The 16,511-nt window shown below is 63.6% G+C and carries 13 protein-coding genes; all 13 read left to right on the top strand.

All coding sequences use genetic code 11. The features are described 5' to 3' along the window. Positions 1-93: 93 nt before the first annotated feature. The gene (gene pilG / locus APH41_RS00065; protein ID WP_014720321.1) at positions 94-501 is read left to right on the top strand and encodes a twitching motility response regulator PilG; all 408 of its coding nucleotides are present in this window, start codon (positions 94-96) and stop codon (positions 499-501) included. A gap of 46 nt (positions 502-547) precedes the next feature. Then, on the top strand, positions 548-913 hold the full coding sequence (gene pilH, locus APH41_RS00060; RefSeq protein WP_054916905.1) for a twitching motility response regulator PilH: 366 nt from the start codon (positions 548-550) through the stop codon (positions 911-913). Between the two features lie 11 nt (positions 914-924). Beyond that, a complete protein-coding gene (locus APH41_RS00055) occupies positions 925-1,449 on the top strand; it encodes a chemotaxis protein CheW (protein ID WP_034128935.1) in 525 nt (174 codons plus the stop codon). Further along, on the top strand, positions 1,446-3,497 hold the full coding sequence (locus tag APH41_RS00050; RefSeq protein ID WP_034128934.1) for a methyl-accepting chemotaxis protein: 2,052 nt from the start codon (positions 1,446-1,448) through the stop codon (positions 3,495-3,497). Before APH41_RS00055 ends, APH41_RS00050 begins: the two co-directional genes overlap by 4 nt. A 175-nt stretch (positions 3,498-3,672) precedes the next feature. Continuing rightward, positions 3,673-9,492, top strand: coding sequence for an Hpt domain-containing protein (locus APH41_RS00045; protein WP_054916903.1), 5,820 nt, complete (start codon positions 3,673-3,675; stop codon positions 9,490-9,492). After that, positions 9,485-9,940 (top strand): chemotaxis protein CheW, encoded by a 456-nt coding sequence (locus tag APH41_RS00040; protein WP_034128932.1) that lies wholly within the window; start codon positions 9,485-9,487, stop codon positions 9,938-9,940. Before APH41_RS00045 ends, APH41_RS00040 begins: the two co-directional genes overlap by 8 nt. 579 nt (positions 9,941-10,519) lie before the next feature. Then, positions 10,520-12,190: a malonate decarboxylase subunit alpha gene (mdcA, locus tag APH41_RS00035; RefSeq protein ID WP_054916902.1), complete on the top strand. Its 1,671-nt coding sequence runs from the start codon at positions 10,520-10,522 to the stop codon at positions 12,188-12,190. Beyond that, the gene (locus APH41_RS00030) at positions 12,191-13,024 is read left to right on the top strand and encodes a triphosphoribosyl-dephospho-CoA synthase (RefSeq protein ID WP_054916900.1); all 834 of its coding nucleotides are present in this window, start codon (positions 12,191-12,193) and stop codon (positions 13,022-13,024) included. Next, positions 13,024-13,323, top strand: a complete 300-nt coding sequence (locus APH41_RS00025; RefSeq protein WP_054897567.1) for a malonate decarboxylase subunit delta — start codon at positions 13,024-13,026, stop codon at positions 13,321-13,323. Before APH41_RS00030 ends, APH41_RS00025 begins: the two co-directional genes overlap by 1 nt. Next, positions 13,316-14,158, top strand: a complete 843-nt coding sequence (locus tag APH41_RS00020; protein ID WP_054916899.1) for a biotin-independent malonate decarboxylase subunit beta — start codon at positions 13,316-13,318, stop codon at positions 14,156-14,158. The genes APH41_RS00025 and APH41_RS00020 overlap by 8 nt, the downstream gene beginning before the upstream one ends. Continuing rightward, positions 14,155-14,925: a biotin-independent malonate decarboxylase subunit gamma gene (gene mdcE / locus APH41_RS00015; protein WP_054916897.1), complete on the top strand. Its 771-nt coding sequence runs from the start codon at positions 14,155-14,157 to the stop codon at positions 14,923-14,925. Before APH41_RS00020 ends, mdcE begins: the two co-directional genes overlap by 4 nt. Next, positions 14,919-15,515 carry a malonate decarboxylase holo-ACP synthase gene (locus APH41_RS00010; protein ID WP_054916895.1) on the top strand — a complete coding sequence of 199 codons (597 nt, stop codon included), beginning with the start codon at positions 14,919-14,921 and terminating at the stop codon, positions 15,513-15,515. The genes mdcE and APH41_RS00010 overlap by 7 nt, the downstream gene beginning before the upstream one ends. Next, positions 15,512-16,411, top strand: a complete 900-nt coding sequence (gene mdcH / locus APH41_RS00005) for a malonate decarboxylase subunit epsilon (RefSeq protein WP_054916894.1) — start codon at positions 15,512-15,514, stop codon at positions 16,409-16,411. Before APH41_RS00010 ends, mdcH begins: the two co-directional genes overlap by 4 nt. Positions 16,412-16,511 lie beyond the last annotated feature (100 nt).

Genomic DNA, 16,511 nt, shown 5'->3' with positions numbered 1-16,511 from the left:
GCCCTTGAATTCCAAGGCTTGCGGCGTTCATCCTGTGCAACATCAGGCAGTACACACCGAAAACCGATTCGCTGTGGCGATGGTAGAGCAGATATGGAACAGCATTCCAACGCCTTGAAGGTGATGGTGATCGACGATTCGAAAACGATCCGCCGCACCGCCGAGACGCTGTTGAAGAACATGGGGTGCGAGGTCATCACGGCGATCGACGGTTTCGACGCCCTGGCCCGTATTGTTGATCATCACCCGCACATTATCTTTGTCGACATCATGATGCCGCGCCTGGATGGCTACCAGACCTGCGCCCTGGTGAAGAACAACCCGGCGTTCAAGTCGATCCCGGTGATCATGTTGTCTTCCAAGGACGGCCTGTTCGACAAGGCCAAGGGGCGCATCGTGGGTGTCGATCAATTTTTGACCAAGCCTTTCAGCAAGGAAGAACTGCTGGGGGCGATCAAGGCCTACGTGCCTGGGTTCGCCGCAGTAGAACAAGCACACTGACGCCGCCTCACGAGGGCCGGCGCCGACCAATGTAGCGGGGAAAACCATGGCACGTGTTCTGATCGTCGACGATTCGCCGACCGAAATGTACAAACTCACCGGCATGCTGGAAAAGCATGGCCACCAGGTGCTCAAGGCCGAAAACGGCGCGGACGGCGTGGCCCTGGCCCGCCAGGAAAAGCCCGACGCGGTGCTGATGGATATCGTGATGCCCGGCCTCAACGGCTTCCAGGCCACGCGCCAGTTGTCCAAGGAGCCGGAAACCAACGGTATCCCGATCATCATCATCACCACCAAGGATCAGGAAACCGACAAGATCTGGGGCGCACGCCAGGGCGCCAAGGACTACCTGACCAAGCCTGTGGATGAAGAAACCCTGATTGCCACCCTGAAAAAGGTGCTGGCCGGCTAAGGCTTGCGATCATGACCGAGTCGCAAACCGCCTTCGAGCTGCTGCTGGACATCGACCGCCGCTGCCGCTTGCTGGCCGCGGACCTGCCGTCCCAGGAAACGCGCCTGCAACGCTGGAGCGGCATCGCTTTCCGCATAGGGCCAAACGCCTACGTGGCGCCCATGGGCGAAGTCGCCGAGGTGTTGCATGAGCCACGTTGCACCTTGATGCCGGGGGTCAAGCCCTGGGTCAAGGGCGTGGCCAACCTGCGCGGGCGCTTGCTTCCGGTGATGGACCTGGGCGGTTTCCTGGGCCTTGAGTTGTCCAGGGCGCGCAAGCAACGGCGGGTGCTGGTGGTGGAGTTCAACGACCTGTTTGTCGGGCTGCTGGTAGATGAGGTGGTAGGCATGCAGCATTTCCCATTGGATGCCTGGGTGGCGAGCGCTGCCTCGAGCGCGCCGTTTATTCAGGGCCAGTTCGACGGCGACCCGCCGTGGCAAGTCTTCAGCCCCTTCGCCCTGGCCCAGGCCCCTGGCTTCATGGATGTTGCCGCATGAGCACCGCTACCACGCCCAAACCCCAGGCCGCTTCGCGCAGCCGTTCGCAGATCATCGTGCTGTTTATCGCCTTGATCGTGTTCATCATGCTGCTGTTCGCCAACTTCGCGTACCTCAACACCCAGTCCACCTACGATAAACAGTACATCGGCCACGCCGGTGAGCTGCGCGTGCTGTCCCAGCGCATTGCCAAGAACGCCACCGAGGCCGCTGCCGGGAAAGCGGCGGCGTTCAAGCTGCTGGGCGATGCGCGCAACGATTTTGCCCAGCGCTGGGGCTACCTGAAAAAAGGTGACCCGCAAACCGGCTTACCGGCGGCGCCCAGTGCGGTGCGCGCCGAAATGCGGGCGGTGCAGACCGACTGGGAGGCGTTGCTGAAAAACACCGACGCCATCCTGGCCAGCGAGCAGACCGTGTTGTCGTTGCACCAGGTGGCGGCGACCCTGGCCGAAACCGTACCGCAACTGCAGATCGAGTCGGAAAAAGTCGTGGATATCCTGCTGCAACGCGGCGCCCCGGCCAGCCAGGTAGCCTTGGCCCAACGCCAGTCGCTGCTGGCCGAACGTATCCTGGGGGCGGTCAACACGGTGCTGGCGGGGGATGAAACCGCCGGGCAGGCCGCCGATGCCTTCGGTCGCGATGCCAACCGTTTTGGCGTGGTGCTCAATGGCATGCTCAACGGCAACCCGGGGCTGCGTATCACCCAGGTCGAAGACCCGGATGCCCGGGCGCGGCTGGCGGACATCGCCGAGCTGTTCGAATTTGTCTCCGGCTCCGTGGATGAAATTCTCGAGACCTCGCCGCAGTTGTTCCAGGTGCGCGCCTCGGCGAGCAATATTTTCAACCTGTCGCAAACCCTGCTCGATGAAGCCTCGCACCTGGCCACGGGTTTTGAAAACCTCGCCAGCGGGCGCAGCTTCGACACCATCGGCGGTTACGTGCTGGGCTTGCTGGCGCTGGCCTCGATCATCCTGATCGGCCTGGTCATGGTGCGTGAGACCAACCGCCAACTGCATGAAACCGCGCAGAAGAACGAGCGCAACCAGAACGCGATCATGCGCCTGCTGGATGAAATCGAAGACCTGGCTGACGGCGACCTCACCGTCACCGCCTCGGTCACCGAAGACTTCACCGGCACCATCGCAGACTCCATCAACTATTCCGTGGACCAACTGCGCGACCTGGTCGCCACCATCAACCTCACTGCCGGGCAGGTCGCCGGTGCGGTGCAGGACACCCAGGCCACCGCCATGCACCTGGCCCAGGCGTCGGAGCATCAGGCCCAGCAGATTGCCGAAGCGTCCACGGCGATCAATCAGATGGCGCAGTCCATCGACCAGGTGTCGGCCAACGCGGCCGAATCCTCGGCGGTAGCTGAACGTTCGGTAGAGATCGCCAACAAAGGCAACGAGGTGGTGCACAACACCATCCACGGCATGGACAACATTCGCGAGCAGATCCAGGACACCGCCAAGCGCATCAAGCGTTTGGGCGAATCGTCCCAGGAAATTGGCGACATCATCAGCCTGATCGACGACATCGCCGACCAGACCAACATCCTCGCTCTCAACGCCGCGATCCAGGCCAGCATGGCCGGTGACGCCGGGCGCGGTTTTGCGGTGGTGGCCGATGAAGTGCAACGGTTGGCCGAACGCTCCTCGGCAGCCACCCGGCAGATCGAAACCCTGGTGCGCACCATCCAGGCCGACACCAACGAAGCGGTGATTTCCATGGAGCAGACCACCACCGAAGTGGTGCGCGGCGCACGCCTGGCCCAGGACGCCGGGGTGGCGCTGGAAGAGATCGAAGGCGTGTCCAAAACCCTGGCAGCGCTGATCCAGAGTATTTCCAACGCGGCGCAGCAACAGACCTCATCGGCGGGGCAGATTTCCCTGACCATGAACGTGATCCAGCAGATCACCACCCAGACGTCGTCGGGTTCCACCGCCACCGCAGAAAGCATTGGTAACCTGGCGAAGATGGCCAGCCAGTTGCGCAGGTCGGTATCGGGTTTCACCTTGCCGCCGCCCAAGCAGGTCGATGATTGAAATACGACCTGAAGAACACCACAGTCCAACTATGGCAGCTGGCTTGCCTGCGATAGCGGTCTGTCAGATACAGAAATAGTGCTGACCCACCGCTATCGCAGGCAAGCCAGCTCCCACATCGGATCTCCATTGTTTGTGAGATACCAGCAACTCATGAATTCTAAGCGGAGCAGTTATGGTTGATCGGCACGACTACGTGGCCCTCGAATGGGTCAAGGGCGATATTGCCGAAACCCTGAAACAGGCCCGGTCGGCCCTGGACGCGTACGTTGAAACCCATGACGACGACGCTCTAAACGAATGCCTGGCCGGTATTCACCAGGTACATGGCGCGCTGCAAATAGTCGAGTTCTACGGCGCGGCGCTGCTGGCCGAAGAAATCGAGGAACTGGCCCTGGCACTACAGGCCGGGCACGTTGGCCAACGCGATGAAGGTATCCGGCTGCTGCAACAAGCCCTCGGCCAACTGCCGCTGTACCTCGACCGCGTGCACAGTGCCCGCCGCGACTTGCCGCTGGTGGTGCTACCGCTGCTCAACGACCTGCGCAGCGCCCGTGGTGAAAGCCTGCTATCGGAAACCAGCCTGTTCAGCCCGCAACTGCTATCGATCGAGCCGTTGCCTGAGCAAGCCCTGGCCCAACGGGCCACGCCGGATCTGCATGAGCAGTTGCGCCAATGGCGCCACCTGCTGCAACAAGCCCTCGCCGGGTTGCTGCGTGAAGACCACGGCCCCAGCAACCTGGAAGACATGGCGCGGGTGTTCGCACGCCTTGAAGCGCTGTGCCAGGGTGCGCCGCTGCTGCCGTTGTGGCAGGTCACCTCGGCGCTGGTCGAAGGCATGCTCACCGGCGTGGTCGCCAACAGCCCGGCGCTGCGCAGCCTGCTCAAGGCCAGCGACAAGCAACTCAAGCGCTTGCTGGTTCAAGGCATCAATGGCATCAACCAGCCGGCACCGGACGAGTTGCTCAAGAGCCTGTTGTTCTACGTCGCCAAAGTCACCCGGCCGACGCCGCGCATGCAGAGCCTGAAGGAGCGCTACGGCTTGGACGAAGCCTTGCCCGACAGCGCCGTGGTCGATGCTGAACGTGCACGGCTGGCCGGGCCGGATCGCAATGCCATGGGCTCGGTACTCGGGGCGTTGTGTGAGGAACTGGTGCGGGTCAAGGAACGCCTGGATCTGTTCGTGCGCAGTGATCGCCAGCACACCCAGGACCTCGATCCGTTGCTGGCGCCGTTGCGGCAGATAGCCGATACCCTCGCGGTGCTGGGTTTCGGCCAGCCGCGCAAAGTGATCATCGACCAACTCGCCGTGGTGTTGAGCCTGGTCCAGGGGCAGCGCGAACCCAATGACGCGGTGTTGATGGATGTGGCCGGCGCGTTGCTGTATGTCGAAGCGACGTTGGCCGGGATGATCGGCACCGTCGAACCGCAAAGCCGTGAAGACAGCCGCTTGCCCACCACCGACCTGACCCAGATCCATCAGTTGGTGATTCGTGAGTCGTGCCAGTGCCTGCGCCAAGCCAAGGAGCTGGTGATCGACTGCATTGAGGCTGATTGGGATCGTCAGCGCCTGGAGTCCTTGCCCGAGCTACTGAGCCAGGTGCGTGGTGCCCTGGCGATGATTCCCTTGCCGCGTGCGGCGAGCCTGATGCGCGGTTGCACCGATTACGTCGACGAGCAATTGATGATCAGCGAGGCCGTACCTTCGGCGGCTCAACTGGCGCATTTCGCCGAGGTGGTCAGCAGCCTGGAGTATTACCTTGAGCGCATGCTTCAAGACCCTGACGCGGCAGGGGAAAAAGTGCTGGAATTGGCCACCCAGGGCTTGAATGCATTGGGCTACCTGCCGGTGGAAAAAACCTGGCGGCAGGCCCTGGCTGCGCCCGAGGGGGCGCTGTCCACCGAGGCTGCGCCAAACCAATCCCAGTTCGATGCCTTGGCCAGCCCTGCATCACGTCTCAACCCTCCAGCCTTGCAGCGTCCCGGTAGCCTGTTGCCGCCGCCGGCCGGCGAAGAACCGATTGACGATGAACTGCGCGAAGTCTTCCTTGAAGAAACCGATGAAGTCCTCGACGTGTTGCATCGCTACCTGCCCGACAGCGCGGACAAAGCCGCCCAGGGCGAAATGCGCCGGGCTTTCCATACCCTCAAGGGCAGCGGCCGCATGGTGCGCGCCCTGGTGCTGGCCGAGCTGGCCTGGGCCGTGGAGAACCTGCTCAATCGCGTGCTGGAACGCAGTGTGGTCCTTGGCCCTGAGGTGCGGCAGGTGTTGGATGAGGCCGTGGCCCTGCTGCCGGAGCTGATCGCCGATTTCGCCAGCGACGACCAGCGCCAGCGCGATGAAGTCGACGCCTTGGCCGCCCGTGCCCATGCCCTGGCCAGTGGTGCTGCAACGTCGACCACCGAGCCCCATGACCCAATGCTGCTGGAGATCTTCCGCAACGAAGCCCTGGGCCATCTGGACAGCCTCGACCACTTCCTGCAACAGGCCGCCGAGCAGGTGCCGCTGCAGGTCAGCGATGAACTGCAACGCGCCTTGCACACCCTCAAGGGCAGCGCCTACATGGCCGGCGTGTTGCCCATTGCCGAACTGGCGCGCCCGCTGGATCACCTCACCCGTGAGTACAAGGCCCACCGCGTGCCGCTGGGCAAGGACGAAGTGGCGTTGTTGCTTGAGGCACAAGGGCTGTTCCAGCGCGGGGTGCGTGACCTGGACAACAATCCCCTGGCGCCGATCCACGGCGCGGCCAGCGTGATCAGCCGCACCCAACACCTGCTGGAGCATCAACTTGCCGCCTTGCTCGACGCGCCCACGACCGGCCTGCACGTCAAGCGTGACCCGCACTTGATCACCAACTTCCTGGCCCAGGGCATGGACATCCTGCTCGACGCCGAAAGCCTGCTGCGCCGCTGGCAGCAGCACCCCGGCGACCGTCAGGAACTCACGGCATTGCTGGACGAGCTGACTACGTTGGGCGAGGGCGCTCACCTTGCCGACCTGCACCCTATCGACGCGTTGTGCGAAGCCTTGCTCGACCTGTATGGCGCGGTAGAGGAAAGCAGCCTGGCGGTCAGCGCCCGGTTCTTCCAAGAGGCTGAACAGGCCCACGACGCGCTGATCAACATGCTCGACCAGTTGGCCGCCGGCCAGGAAATCAGCCCCGCGCCTGCACGGCTGCAGGCGTTACGCGCGTTGCTGGACGAAGCCTTAGACCCGTCCGCCACAGGCCTGATCAAAAGCGACGGCAGCCGCGCCCTGAGTATCTCCGAATTGGGCGCGGCCACCGCGCAGCTGGATCACGCCACCGCGATGGACGACGAGATTGTTGAGATCTTCCTTGAGGAGGCCGTAGACATCCTCGACAGCGCCGGCCAGTCGCTCAAGCGATGGTTACTGGAGCCCGACAGCGCTGCGCCCTTGTCCTCGTTGCAGCGGGATCTGCACACCCTCAAGGGCGGCGCGCGCATGGCCGAAATCGACCCGGTGGGCGACTTGGCCCACGAGCTGGAATGCGTTTATGAGGGGCTGGTGGACCGCCGCTATAGCTACTCTGTCGAGCTATCCCAGGCACTGATGGCCAGCCACGAACGCTTGGCTCAACAATTGGAAGAGCTGCAACAACAGCAACCCCTGAGTGACGGCGCCGAACTGGTCGAAAGGCTGCGGGAATTGCGCCAGGCCAGCAGCCCGGCAGCGCCGGCTGCGGTGGCGCCAGCCTCGGGTGCCGACCCGGAATTGCTGGATATATTCCTCGAAGAAGCCGCCGATATCCTCGACAGCTCAGGCAGCGCGCTTTTGCGCTGGCAGGACGAGCCGGGCAATCGCCAGGAAGTGGAAACCCTGCTGCGTGACCTGCACACCCTCAAGGGCGGTGCACGCATGGTCGAGATCGGGCCGATCGGCGATCTGGCCCATGAGCTGGAATTTCTCTACGAAGGGCTTTCCGCCGGTTTGCTCGCGCCGACCCCTGAGTTGTTCGCACTGCTGCAAGGTTGCCATGATCGCCTGGCGCAAATGATCGACGCCGTGGCCGAGGGATTGCCGGTGGGTTCGGTGGATAAACTCATCGAGCGCATCAAGAGCCTGGTGCACCCCAGTGATGAGCCGGTCACACCGGTGGCGCTGCCGGCGGGCAAGGCCGAAGCGGTCGCCGACCCGGCCGCCGACATGGTGAAAATCTCTGCCGACTTGCTCGATGACCTGGTCAACCTGGCCGGCGAAACTTCGATCTTCCGTGGGCGTATCGAGCAGCAAGTCAAGGATGCGCGCATTGCCTTGAGTGAGATGGAAACCACCATCGAGCGCATGCGCGACCAATTGCGCCGGCTCGACAGCGAAACCCAGGGCCGCCTCTTGAGCCGCCAGCAAGCCGAGGCCGAACGCCTGGGCTACGAAGAGTTCGACCCGCTGGAAATGGACCGCCACTCGCAGCTGCAACAGCTGGCCCGTGCGCTGTCCGAATCTGCCTCCGACCTGCTCGATCTAAAAGAGACCCTTGAGCGTCGCAACCAGGATGCCTACAACCTGCTGCAGCAACAGGCACGCATCAACACCGAATTGCAGGAAGGCCTGATGCGCACGCGCATGGTGCCTTTCGAGCGCATGTTGCCACGCCTCAAGCGCATCGTGCGGCAAGTGGCGGGCGAGTTGGGCAAGGACGTGGAGTTTATCGTCGGCAATGCCGAAGGCGAGATGGACCGCAATGTGCTGGAACGCATGGCGGCCCCCTTGGAGCATATGCTGCGCAACGCGGTCGACCACGGCCTGGAGTCCCGCGAAGTGCGGCTGGCTGCGGGTAAACCGGAGAAGGGCCGCATCACCCTGGACCTGACCCACGAAGGCGGCGACATCGTCTTCGACATGCGTGACGACGGCGCGGGTGTACCCCTCGAAGCGGTGCGACGCAAGGCGATCAAGCGCGGCCTGCTCGCCCCCCATCAAGAGATCAGCGACCGTGACGTGTTGCAGTTCATCCTGCAGCCGGGCTTTTCCACCGCCGAAAAAATCACCCAGATTTCCGGGCGCGGCGTGGGCATGGACGTGGTGCATGAAGAAGTGCGCCAGCTCGGCGGCTCGATGGTGATCGACTCGACGCCGGGCATGGGCGTGCATTTTCGCATTCGCCTGCCGTTTACCGTGTCGGTCAATCGTGCGCTGATGGTGCACTGCGCGGACGACCAATACGCGATCCCTCTCAACACCATCGAAGGCCTGGTGCGCGTGCTGCCCCACGAATTGGCGGGGCACTACCAGCAAGACCCGCCGCACTATGAATACGCCGGCCAGCGCTACGAGTTGTTCTACCTCGGTGACCTGCTGCACACCGCCAGCCGCCCTAAACTGCTGGGCCAGTACCAGCCGGTGCCGGTGCTGCTGGTGCACTGCAATGAACGCCGCGTGGCGGTGCACGTGGATGCCATGGCCGGTACCCGCGAGATCGTGGTCAAGGGCCTGGGCCCGCAATTCTCCGGGGTGCAGGGCGTGACCGGCGCGACCATCCTGGGCGACGGCCATGTGGTGCTGATCATCGACCTGCTGGCGCACATCCGCGCTCGGCAACCGGCCTTGCCGGCCCAGGCAGTGGATGCGCCGCTGATCCTCAACGACCCACTGAAAAAACGCCCGCTGCTGGTGCTGGTGGTGGACGACTCGGTCACTGTGCGCAAAGTCACCAGCCGCCTGCTGGAGCGCAACGGCATGAACGTGCTCACCGCCAAGGACGGTATCGACGCCCTCGCCATCCTGGAAGAACACACCCCGGACTTGATGCTGCTCGACATCGAAATGCCGCGCATGGACGGCTTCGAAGTGGCCATTCAGATACGCAACGACCCACGCCTGATGCGCTTGCCGATCATCATGATCACCTCACGCACCGGCCAGAAACACCGCGACCGCGCCATGGCCATTGGCGTCAACGACTACCTCGGCAAGCCGTACCAAGAGTCGGTGCTGCTGGAGAGCATCGCCTACTGGAGCAAGTCCCATGCTTGAACACCGCACCAGCCAACTCACCGGCCTGCTGCTGCCCCTGGCCGACCGCCACTTGGTGCTGCCCAACGTTGCCGTGGCCGAACTGATCGATTTCCAGCGTGGCGAACCGGCCAGCGATGCGCCGCCGTGGTACCTGCGGCAGGTCACTTGGCGCGATCGACAGATTCCGCTGATCAGCTTTGAAGCGGCCTGCGGCGAAGCCAGCGTGACGGGCGAACGCTCGAGGATCGTGGTGTTGAATGCGTTGGGTGGCAGGCCCACGTTGAAGTTCATTGCCCTGGTGATCCAGGGTATTCCCCGCTCGTACAAGCTCGACAGCGAATTGAGCTACGTGGACGTGCCCCTGTGCCCGCTGGAACTGGCGGCAGTGCAAGTGGGGGAGCAGGTGGCGAAGGTGCCGGACTTGATGGGGCTTGAAGCGCTGCTGGTAGAGTCCGGCCTGGCCTGACTGATCGTTCACACGCTCCGCGTAGGAATGCCGCCGGGGACGCTCCGCGTCCCGCCAGTCAGCATAAGGGTGACGCAGAGCGTCACAGGATGCATGCCCACGCGGAGCGTGGGAACGATCAGTTATGCGCCGCCAGGTCACGTGGCGCGATCGGCAGATTCCGCTGACCAGCTTTGAAGCGGCCTGCGGCGAAGCCAGCGTGACGGGCGAACGCTCGAGGAGGCGGCGGTGCAAGTGGGGGAGCAGGTGGCGAAGGTGCCGGACTTGATGGGGCTTGAAGCGCTGCTGGTAGAGTCCGGCCTGGCCTGACTGATCGTTCACACGCTCCGCGTGGGAATGCCGCCGGGGACGCTCCGCGTCCAGCCAGTCAGCATAAGGGGGACGCAGAGCGTCACAGGATGCATGCCCACGCGTGGGAACGATCAGTTATGCACGACCTACCATCAACGCAGGCAAGCCAGCTCCCACAGTTTGATCTTCGTTACTCCAGGCGTAACGGTTCGTCCTCCAGCTTGATTGATGCCTTAACGCTTCACTCCTAAGGTAAGCCCCACGACAGCAACCCCCCGTGGAGCGACCATGACAACAACCATCACCCCCGACTCGCGCTGGACGCGGCGGCGCGACGAGAAGCAGCGGCGGCTCGGGCTGGTCAAAAAATACGCAGACGGGGCGGTGTTGCCCAGTGACAAGATCGTCGAGGCCCTTGAAGCCTTGATCCTCCCCGGCGACCGCGTAGTGCTGGAGGGCAACAACCAGAAGCAGGCCGACTTCCTCTCGCGCTCCCTGGCCAAGGCCGACCCCGCCAAGCTCCACGATTTGCACATGATCATGCCCAGCGTGGGCCGTTCCGAGCACCTGGACCTGTTTGAAAAGGGCATTGCCCGCAAGCTGGATTTCTCTTTCGCTGGCACCCAATCCCTGCGCATCAGCCAGTTGCTGGAAGACGGCATGCTGGAGATCGGCGCGATTCATACCTACATCGAGCTCTATGCGCGGCTGGTGGTGGACCTGATCCCCAACGTGGTGCTCTCCGCTGGTTTCATGGCCGACCGTGCCGGTAACATTTACACCGGCGCCAGCACCGAAGACACCCCGGCGCTGATCGAACCCGCCGCCTTCAGCGATGGCATCGTCATCGTGCAAGTCAACCAGTTGGTGGATGACGTCACCGACTTGCCCCGCGTCGACATCCCCGCAAGCTGGGTCGATTTCGTGGTGGTGGCCGACAAGCCGTTCTACATCGAACCGCTGTTCACCCGCGACCCGCGCCATATCAAGCCGGTGCATGTGTTGATGGCGATGATGGCGATCCGTGGCATCTACGAAAAACACAATGTGCAGTCGCTCAACCATGGCATCGGCTTCAACACGGCTGCCATCGAATTGATCCTGCCCACCTACGGCGAATCCCTGGGCCTCAAAGGCAAGATCTGCCGCAACTGGACCCTCAACCCGCACCCCACATTGATCCCGGCGATTGAAAGCGGTTGGGTAGAAAGCGTGCATTGCTTCGGCACCGAACTGGGCATGGAAAACTATATTGCCGCACGCCCGGATGTGTTCTTCACCGGCCGCGATGGCTCGATGCGCTCCAACCGCATGTTCTGCCAACTCGCCGGCCAATACGCCGTGGACCTGTTTATCGGCGCCACCCTGCAAGTGGATGGCGACGGGCATTCCAGCACCGTGACCCGTGGCCGCCTCGCCGGTTTCGGTGGCGCGCCGAACATGGGCCACGACCCACGCGGCCGCCGTCATGGCACACCGGCCTGGCTGGATATGCGCCACGACGATGCCCCCGAAGCCTTGCTTGAACGCGGCAAAAAACTCGTGGTGCAAATGGTCGAGACCTTCCAGGAAGGCGGCAAACCGACCTTTGTCGACACTCTCGACGCGGTGGAAGTGGCCCGCAAAAGCGGTATGCCCCTGGCGCCCATCATGATCTACGGCGACGACGTTACCCATTTGCTCACCGAAGAAGGCATCGCCTACCTGTACAAGGCACGCTCCCTGGAAGAACGTCAGGCGATGATCGCCGCCGTCGCCGGGGTGACCGCCATCGGTATGCGCCACAACCCCAAGGACACTGCGCGCATGCGCCGCGAAGGCTTGATTGCCTTGCCCGAAGACTTGGGTATTCGCCGCACCGACGCCACCCGCGAGTTGTTGGCCGCCAAGAGCGTGGCCGACCTGGTGGACTGGTCTGGTGGCCTCTACAACCCGCCCGCCAAATTCAGGAGCTGGTAAATGCGCGCGCTCAAACAGCATGAACTGAGCCTGGCCGATCGCCTGGCGGATATGGCCGTGGATGCGCTGATCGACGAAGCGGATTTGTCGCCTAAACCCGCTCTGGTAGACCGGCGCGGCAACGGCGCCCACAGCGATTTGCACCTGGGGCTGATGCACGCCTCGGCGCTGTCGCTGTGGCCGATGTTCAAGGAAATGGCCGAGGCCGCGCTCGACATCGGCGAAGTCGGCCTGCCCCTGCGCGAAGCGCTCGGGCGTATTGGCCGGGAAGGTGAGCAGGCCATGCTCGCCACCACCCAGGGCGTGAACACCCATCGCGGTGCGATCTGGGCCCTGGGGTTGCTTACCGCTGCGGCGGCCCTGGAGCCCCGCACCATAACCCTGACCGCCGCCAAGCTGGCCCTGCTCAACGACCGCTTCTCCCCGCAGCCCATGAGCCATGGCGCCCAGGTCGCCCAACGCTACGGCGCACGTGGTGCCCGTGAAGAGGCGCAGCTTGGCTTCCCCTCGGTGACCCAACGCGGCCTGCCGCAACTGCACAAGAGCCGCCGCGAAAACGCCGGTGAGCAGAACGCCCGGCTGGATGCTTTGCTGGCGATCATGACGGACCTGGCAGACACCTGCGTGCTCTACCGCGCCGGTACCGAAGGCCTGGCCACCATGCAACAGGGCGCCCAGGCTGTGCTCGACGCCGGTGGCAGCGCAACCCTGGCCGGACGCCGCCAACTGCATGAATTGGACCTGCAACTGCTGGCCTTGAATGCCTCCCCCGGCGGCGCCGCCGACCTGTTGGCCGCCTGCCTGTTTATCGACCGCCTCGACGGAGCGTTGTGATGGAAACCTTATCCTTTGAATTCCCCGCCGGGCAGCCCCCCAAAGGCCGTGCGCTGGTGGGTTGCGTCGGCTCGGGCGACCTGGAAGTGCTGCTGGAGCCGGGCACGCCCGGCACCTTGACCATCCAGGTGCAAACCTCGGTCAATGGCGCGCAGCAACGCTGGCAGCACCTGTTCGAACGCATCTTCCAGGAGCAGACGCCACCGGCCCTGAACATTGATATCCACGACTTCGGTGCCACGCCCGGTGTGGTGCGCTTGCGATTGGAGCAAGGTTTCGAGGAGGTCGGCCATGACTGACTTACTCGCTAAACACAGCTTTGTCGAACTTGGCGCTCGACAGCGCGCCAAGGCGCTGTTAGATGCCGGCACCTTCCGCGAGTTGATCGACCCGTTCCAGCGGGTCATGTCGCCGTGGCTCAGCCGCCAAGGCGTGGTGCCCCAGGCCGATGATGGTGTGGTGATCGCCAAGGGCAGCATCGGCGCCAAGCCTGTGGTGATTGCCGCGATCGAAGGTAATTTCCAGGGCGGCAGCCTGGGTGAAGTTGGCGGTGCGAAAATCGCGGGCGCCTTGGAACTGGCCGCCGAAGACAACCGCAACGGCGTCCCCACCTGCGCGGTGCTACTGCTGGAAACGGGCGGCGTGCGCTTGCAGGAAGCCAACCTGGGCTTGGCTGCCATTGCCGACATTCACGCGGCGATTGTCGACCTGCGCCAGTACCAGCCAGTGATCGGCGTGGTGGCCGGCAGTGTCGGTTGCTTTGGGGGCATGTCCATCGCGGCTGGCTTGTGCAGCTACCTGGTGGTGACTCGCGAAGCACGTCTGGGCTTGAATGGCCCGCAAGTGATCGAGCAGGAGGCTGGCCTGGAGGAATACGACTCCCGCGACCGCCCGTTTATCTGGAGCCTTACCGGTGGCGAGCAGCGCTTCAACAGTGGCTTGGCCGACCGTTATGTGGCCGACGATGTGGCGCAGATCCAGCAGACCGTCAGCACACTGTTGCAGCAGGGCGTGCCCACACAACCGCGCAGCCGGCGCGCTGATTTTTACCTGGCGCGCCTGGCCGAACTGGACGCGAGCGCGCAAATCGAGCCGGCGACGGTTCGCGCGCTGTATCAGGGAGAACGCTCATGAGAGGCTTGCAGTGGTTCAACGCATTGAGCGCCAACGCAACGCCGGTCGAAGGTTTGCCGGGCTCATTGAAAGTGGCGGATGGTGTGTTGGGTGAACAGGCGGTGCGCTATATCGCCGTGGTCCCCGACCCGCACAACCGCTTCCCCCGCGCCCGCAATGGCGAAGTCGGCCTACTGGAAGGCTGGGGCTTGGCCAAGGCGGTGGACGAAGCCATCGCCCGGGGTGACAAGCGCCCCATCATCGCTATCGTCGACGTACCCAGCCAAGCCTATGGTCGTCGCGAAGAAGCTCTTGGCATTCATCAGGCCTTGGCCGCCGCCGCTGACAGCTACGCTCGCGCTCGGCTCGCCGGCCACCCGGTGATCGCCCTGTTGGTGGGCAAGGCCATGTCGGGGGCGTTCCTCGCCCACGGCTACCAGGCCAATCGCCTGATCGCCCTGCGCGACCCTGGCGTGATGGTGCATGCCATGGGCAAAGCCTCGGCCGCCCGGGTGACCTTGCGCAGCGTCGAGGAATTGGAAACCCTGGCCGCCAGCGTGCCGCCGATGGCCTATGACATCGACAGCTATGCCAGCCTGGGATTGCTGTGGGAGACGTTGTCAGTCACCCGGATTGAACAACCTACGACGGATGACGTGGCGCGAGTCAGCGATTGCCTGGTGCAGGCAGTCAAGGATATCGGCAGTACCGACTTGAGCTCACGCCTCGGCGCCACCAACCGAGCCGCCTCCAGCCGAGTGCGCCAGCTGTTGCGGGAGCAATGGTGAACGCCCACGACTTACTCTGGGGCATGACCGTGGCGCATCTGCCTGCCGATGCCCCGGCCTGGGTGCGGGACGCGATCCGTGCCGGGCATCCGGTAGTGGTGCGGCGTGCCATCGCCGAGCCGGGCCATGTGGCGGTCGGTGTGCGTGGGCGTTTGCGTGAGCAGCGTTTTGCCGCCCAGATGCCCGTGGCGGCGGTGCAACGGCGGGTGGCGCCGCAAGCTTTGCGAGCGGCGGTCTCACCACGGGATTTACCGGCGCTGCGGGCCCTCGATCAACTGCGGCCGGTGCTGGCGCCGCAAGATTGGGGCGTCAGCGGCAGTGCCGGGTTTGAATTGGCCAGTGGCATTGAAGCGCTGCATGCCAACAGTGATCTGGATTTGATCCTGTGCACGCCCAAGCCCCTGGATCGTAGCGAGGCGCGAGCGCTGTTGGCGATCCTGGACACCGCGCCTTGTGCCGTCGACCTGCAACTGCAAACCCCTTTCGGCGCCGTCGCGTTGCGCGAATGGGCCGGCCCCTCACGCCGTGTACTGCTCAAGACCGTCAGCGGTGCGCACCTTGTGCTCGACCCTTGGCAGGCCGTGGCATGAGCAGCCTTCTGGTGTTTCCGGGGCAGGGCGCCCAACGCAGCGGCATGCTCCAGGTGTTGCCGGCCGACATTCTGCAAGAGGCCAGCGATGCCCTGGGTGAAGACGTTCGTCGGCTCGACTCGGCGCAGGCGCTTGAATCGACGCGGGCTGTGCAACTGTGCCTGTTGATCGCCGGCGTGGCCCATGCCCGGCAATTAGAGTGCACGCCGGATTATGTGGCGGGCCTGTCCATCGGCGCCTACCCAGCCGCGGTGATGGCCGGGGCCCTGGACTTCGCTGATGCGATAAAACTGGTCAGCCTGCGTGGTGAACTGATGCAGCAGGCTTATCCACAGGGCTATGGCATGACGGCGCTGATCGGCCCTGATCTTTCCAGCGTCGAGGCCTTGCTGGCGGATATCCACAGCCCGCATACGCCGGTGTATCTGGCCAATATCAATGCCGACAACCAGACCGTCATCGCCGGCAGCAACGAGGCGATGAAGCGAGTTGCCGAACGCATCAAAGGCAACGGTTTCGCCAAGCGCCTGGCCGTCAGCGTGCCGTCTCACTGCCCGTTGCTGGAGCAACCCGCCCAGGCACTGTTCCAAGCCTTCGTCCCACTCAAGGCGCCGCGCATTACTTACCTGAGCAGCACCCGCGCGCGACCTATCCACAACCCCGAACAACTGCGTGACGACCTGGCCTTCAATATGTGCCGCGTCGTCGATTGGCGCGGCACGGTGCAAAGCGCTTACGAGCGTGGTGTGCGCCTGCAAATCGAACTGCCTCCGGGCGCGGTGCTCACCGGTCTGTCACGCCGGGTGTTTGAACAGGGCACGGTGATCGCCTGCGAAGGCGCCCGCCTGGACACCTTGCAGGCCCTGCTGCAAGAGGAGGAACGCCGCCACCGATAACGCAGTACCCAAGGCTTTCGAAGCACAAAAACAACAATTTCGAACGAGCACTTTGAGGACAACAACCATGATTATCTACGGTGTGGCTTTTTTGGCGTTC

Source organism: Pseudomonas sp. NBRC 111138, assembly GCF_001320835.1.
Classification (GTDB): domain Bacteria; phylum Pseudomonadota; class Gammaproteobacteria; order Pseudomonadales; family Pseudomonadaceae; genus Aquipseudomonas; species Aquipseudomonas paracarnis.
Note: the sequence above shows the minus strand (reverse complement) of the source record. Positions and strands in the feature narration are given on the sequence as shown.

What these genes read in the sequence shown, in the direction of transcription:
- pilG (WP_014720321.1), top strand. Translation starts at nt 94, where the DNA reads ATGGAACAGCATTCCAACGCCTTGAAGGTGATGGTGATCGACGATTCG.
- pilH (WP_054916905.1), top strand. Translation starts at nt 548, where the DNA reads ATGGCACGTGTTCTGATCGTCGACGATTCGCCGACCGAAATGTACAAA.
- APH41_RS00055 (WP_034128935.1), top strand. Translation starts at nt 925, where the DNA reads ATGACCGAGTCGCAAACCGCCTTCGAGCTGCTGCTGGACATCGACCGC.
- APH41_RS00050 (WP_034128934.1), top strand. Translation starts at nt 1,446, where the DNA reads ATGAGCACCGCTACCACGCCCAAACCCCAGGCCGCTTCGCGCAGCCGT.
- APH41_RS00045 (WP_054916903.1), top strand. Translation starts at nt 3,673, where the DNA reads ATGGTTGATCGGCACGACTACGTGGCCCTCGAATGGGTCAAGGGCGAT.
- APH41_RS00040 (WP_034128932.1), top strand. Translation starts at nt 9,485, where the DNA reads ATGCTTGAACACCGCACCAGCCAACTCACCGGCCTGCTGCTGCCCCTG.
- mdcA (WP_054916902.1), top strand. Translation starts at nt 10,520, where the DNA reads ATGACAACAACCATCACCCCCGACTCGCGCTGGACGCGGCGGCGCGAC.
- APH41_RS00030 (WP_054916900.1), top strand. Translation starts at nt 12,191, where the DNA reads ATGCGCGCGCTCAAACAGCATGAACTGAGCCTGGCCGATCGCCTGGCG.
- APH41_RS00025 (WP_054897567.1), top strand. Translation starts at nt 13,024, where the DNA reads ATGGAAACCTTATCCTTTGAATTCCCCGCCGGGCAGCCCCCCAAAGGC.
- APH41_RS00020 (WP_054916899.1), top strand. Translation starts at nt 13,316, where the DNA reads ATGACTGACTTACTCGCTAAACACAGCTTTGTCGAACTTGGCGCTCGA.
- mdcE (WP_054916897.1), top strand. Translation starts at nt 14,155, where the DNA reads ATGAGAGGCTTGCAGTGGTTCAACGCATTGAGCGCCAACGCAACGCCG.
- APH41_RS00010 (WP_054916895.1), top strand. Translation starts at nt 14,919, where the DNA reads ATGGTGAACGCCCACGACTTACTCTGGGGCATGACCGTGGCGCATCTG.
- mdcH (WP_054916894.1), top strand. Translation starts at nt 15,512, where the DNA reads ATGAGCAGCCTTCTGGTGTTTCCGGGGCAGGGCGCCCAACGCAGCGGC.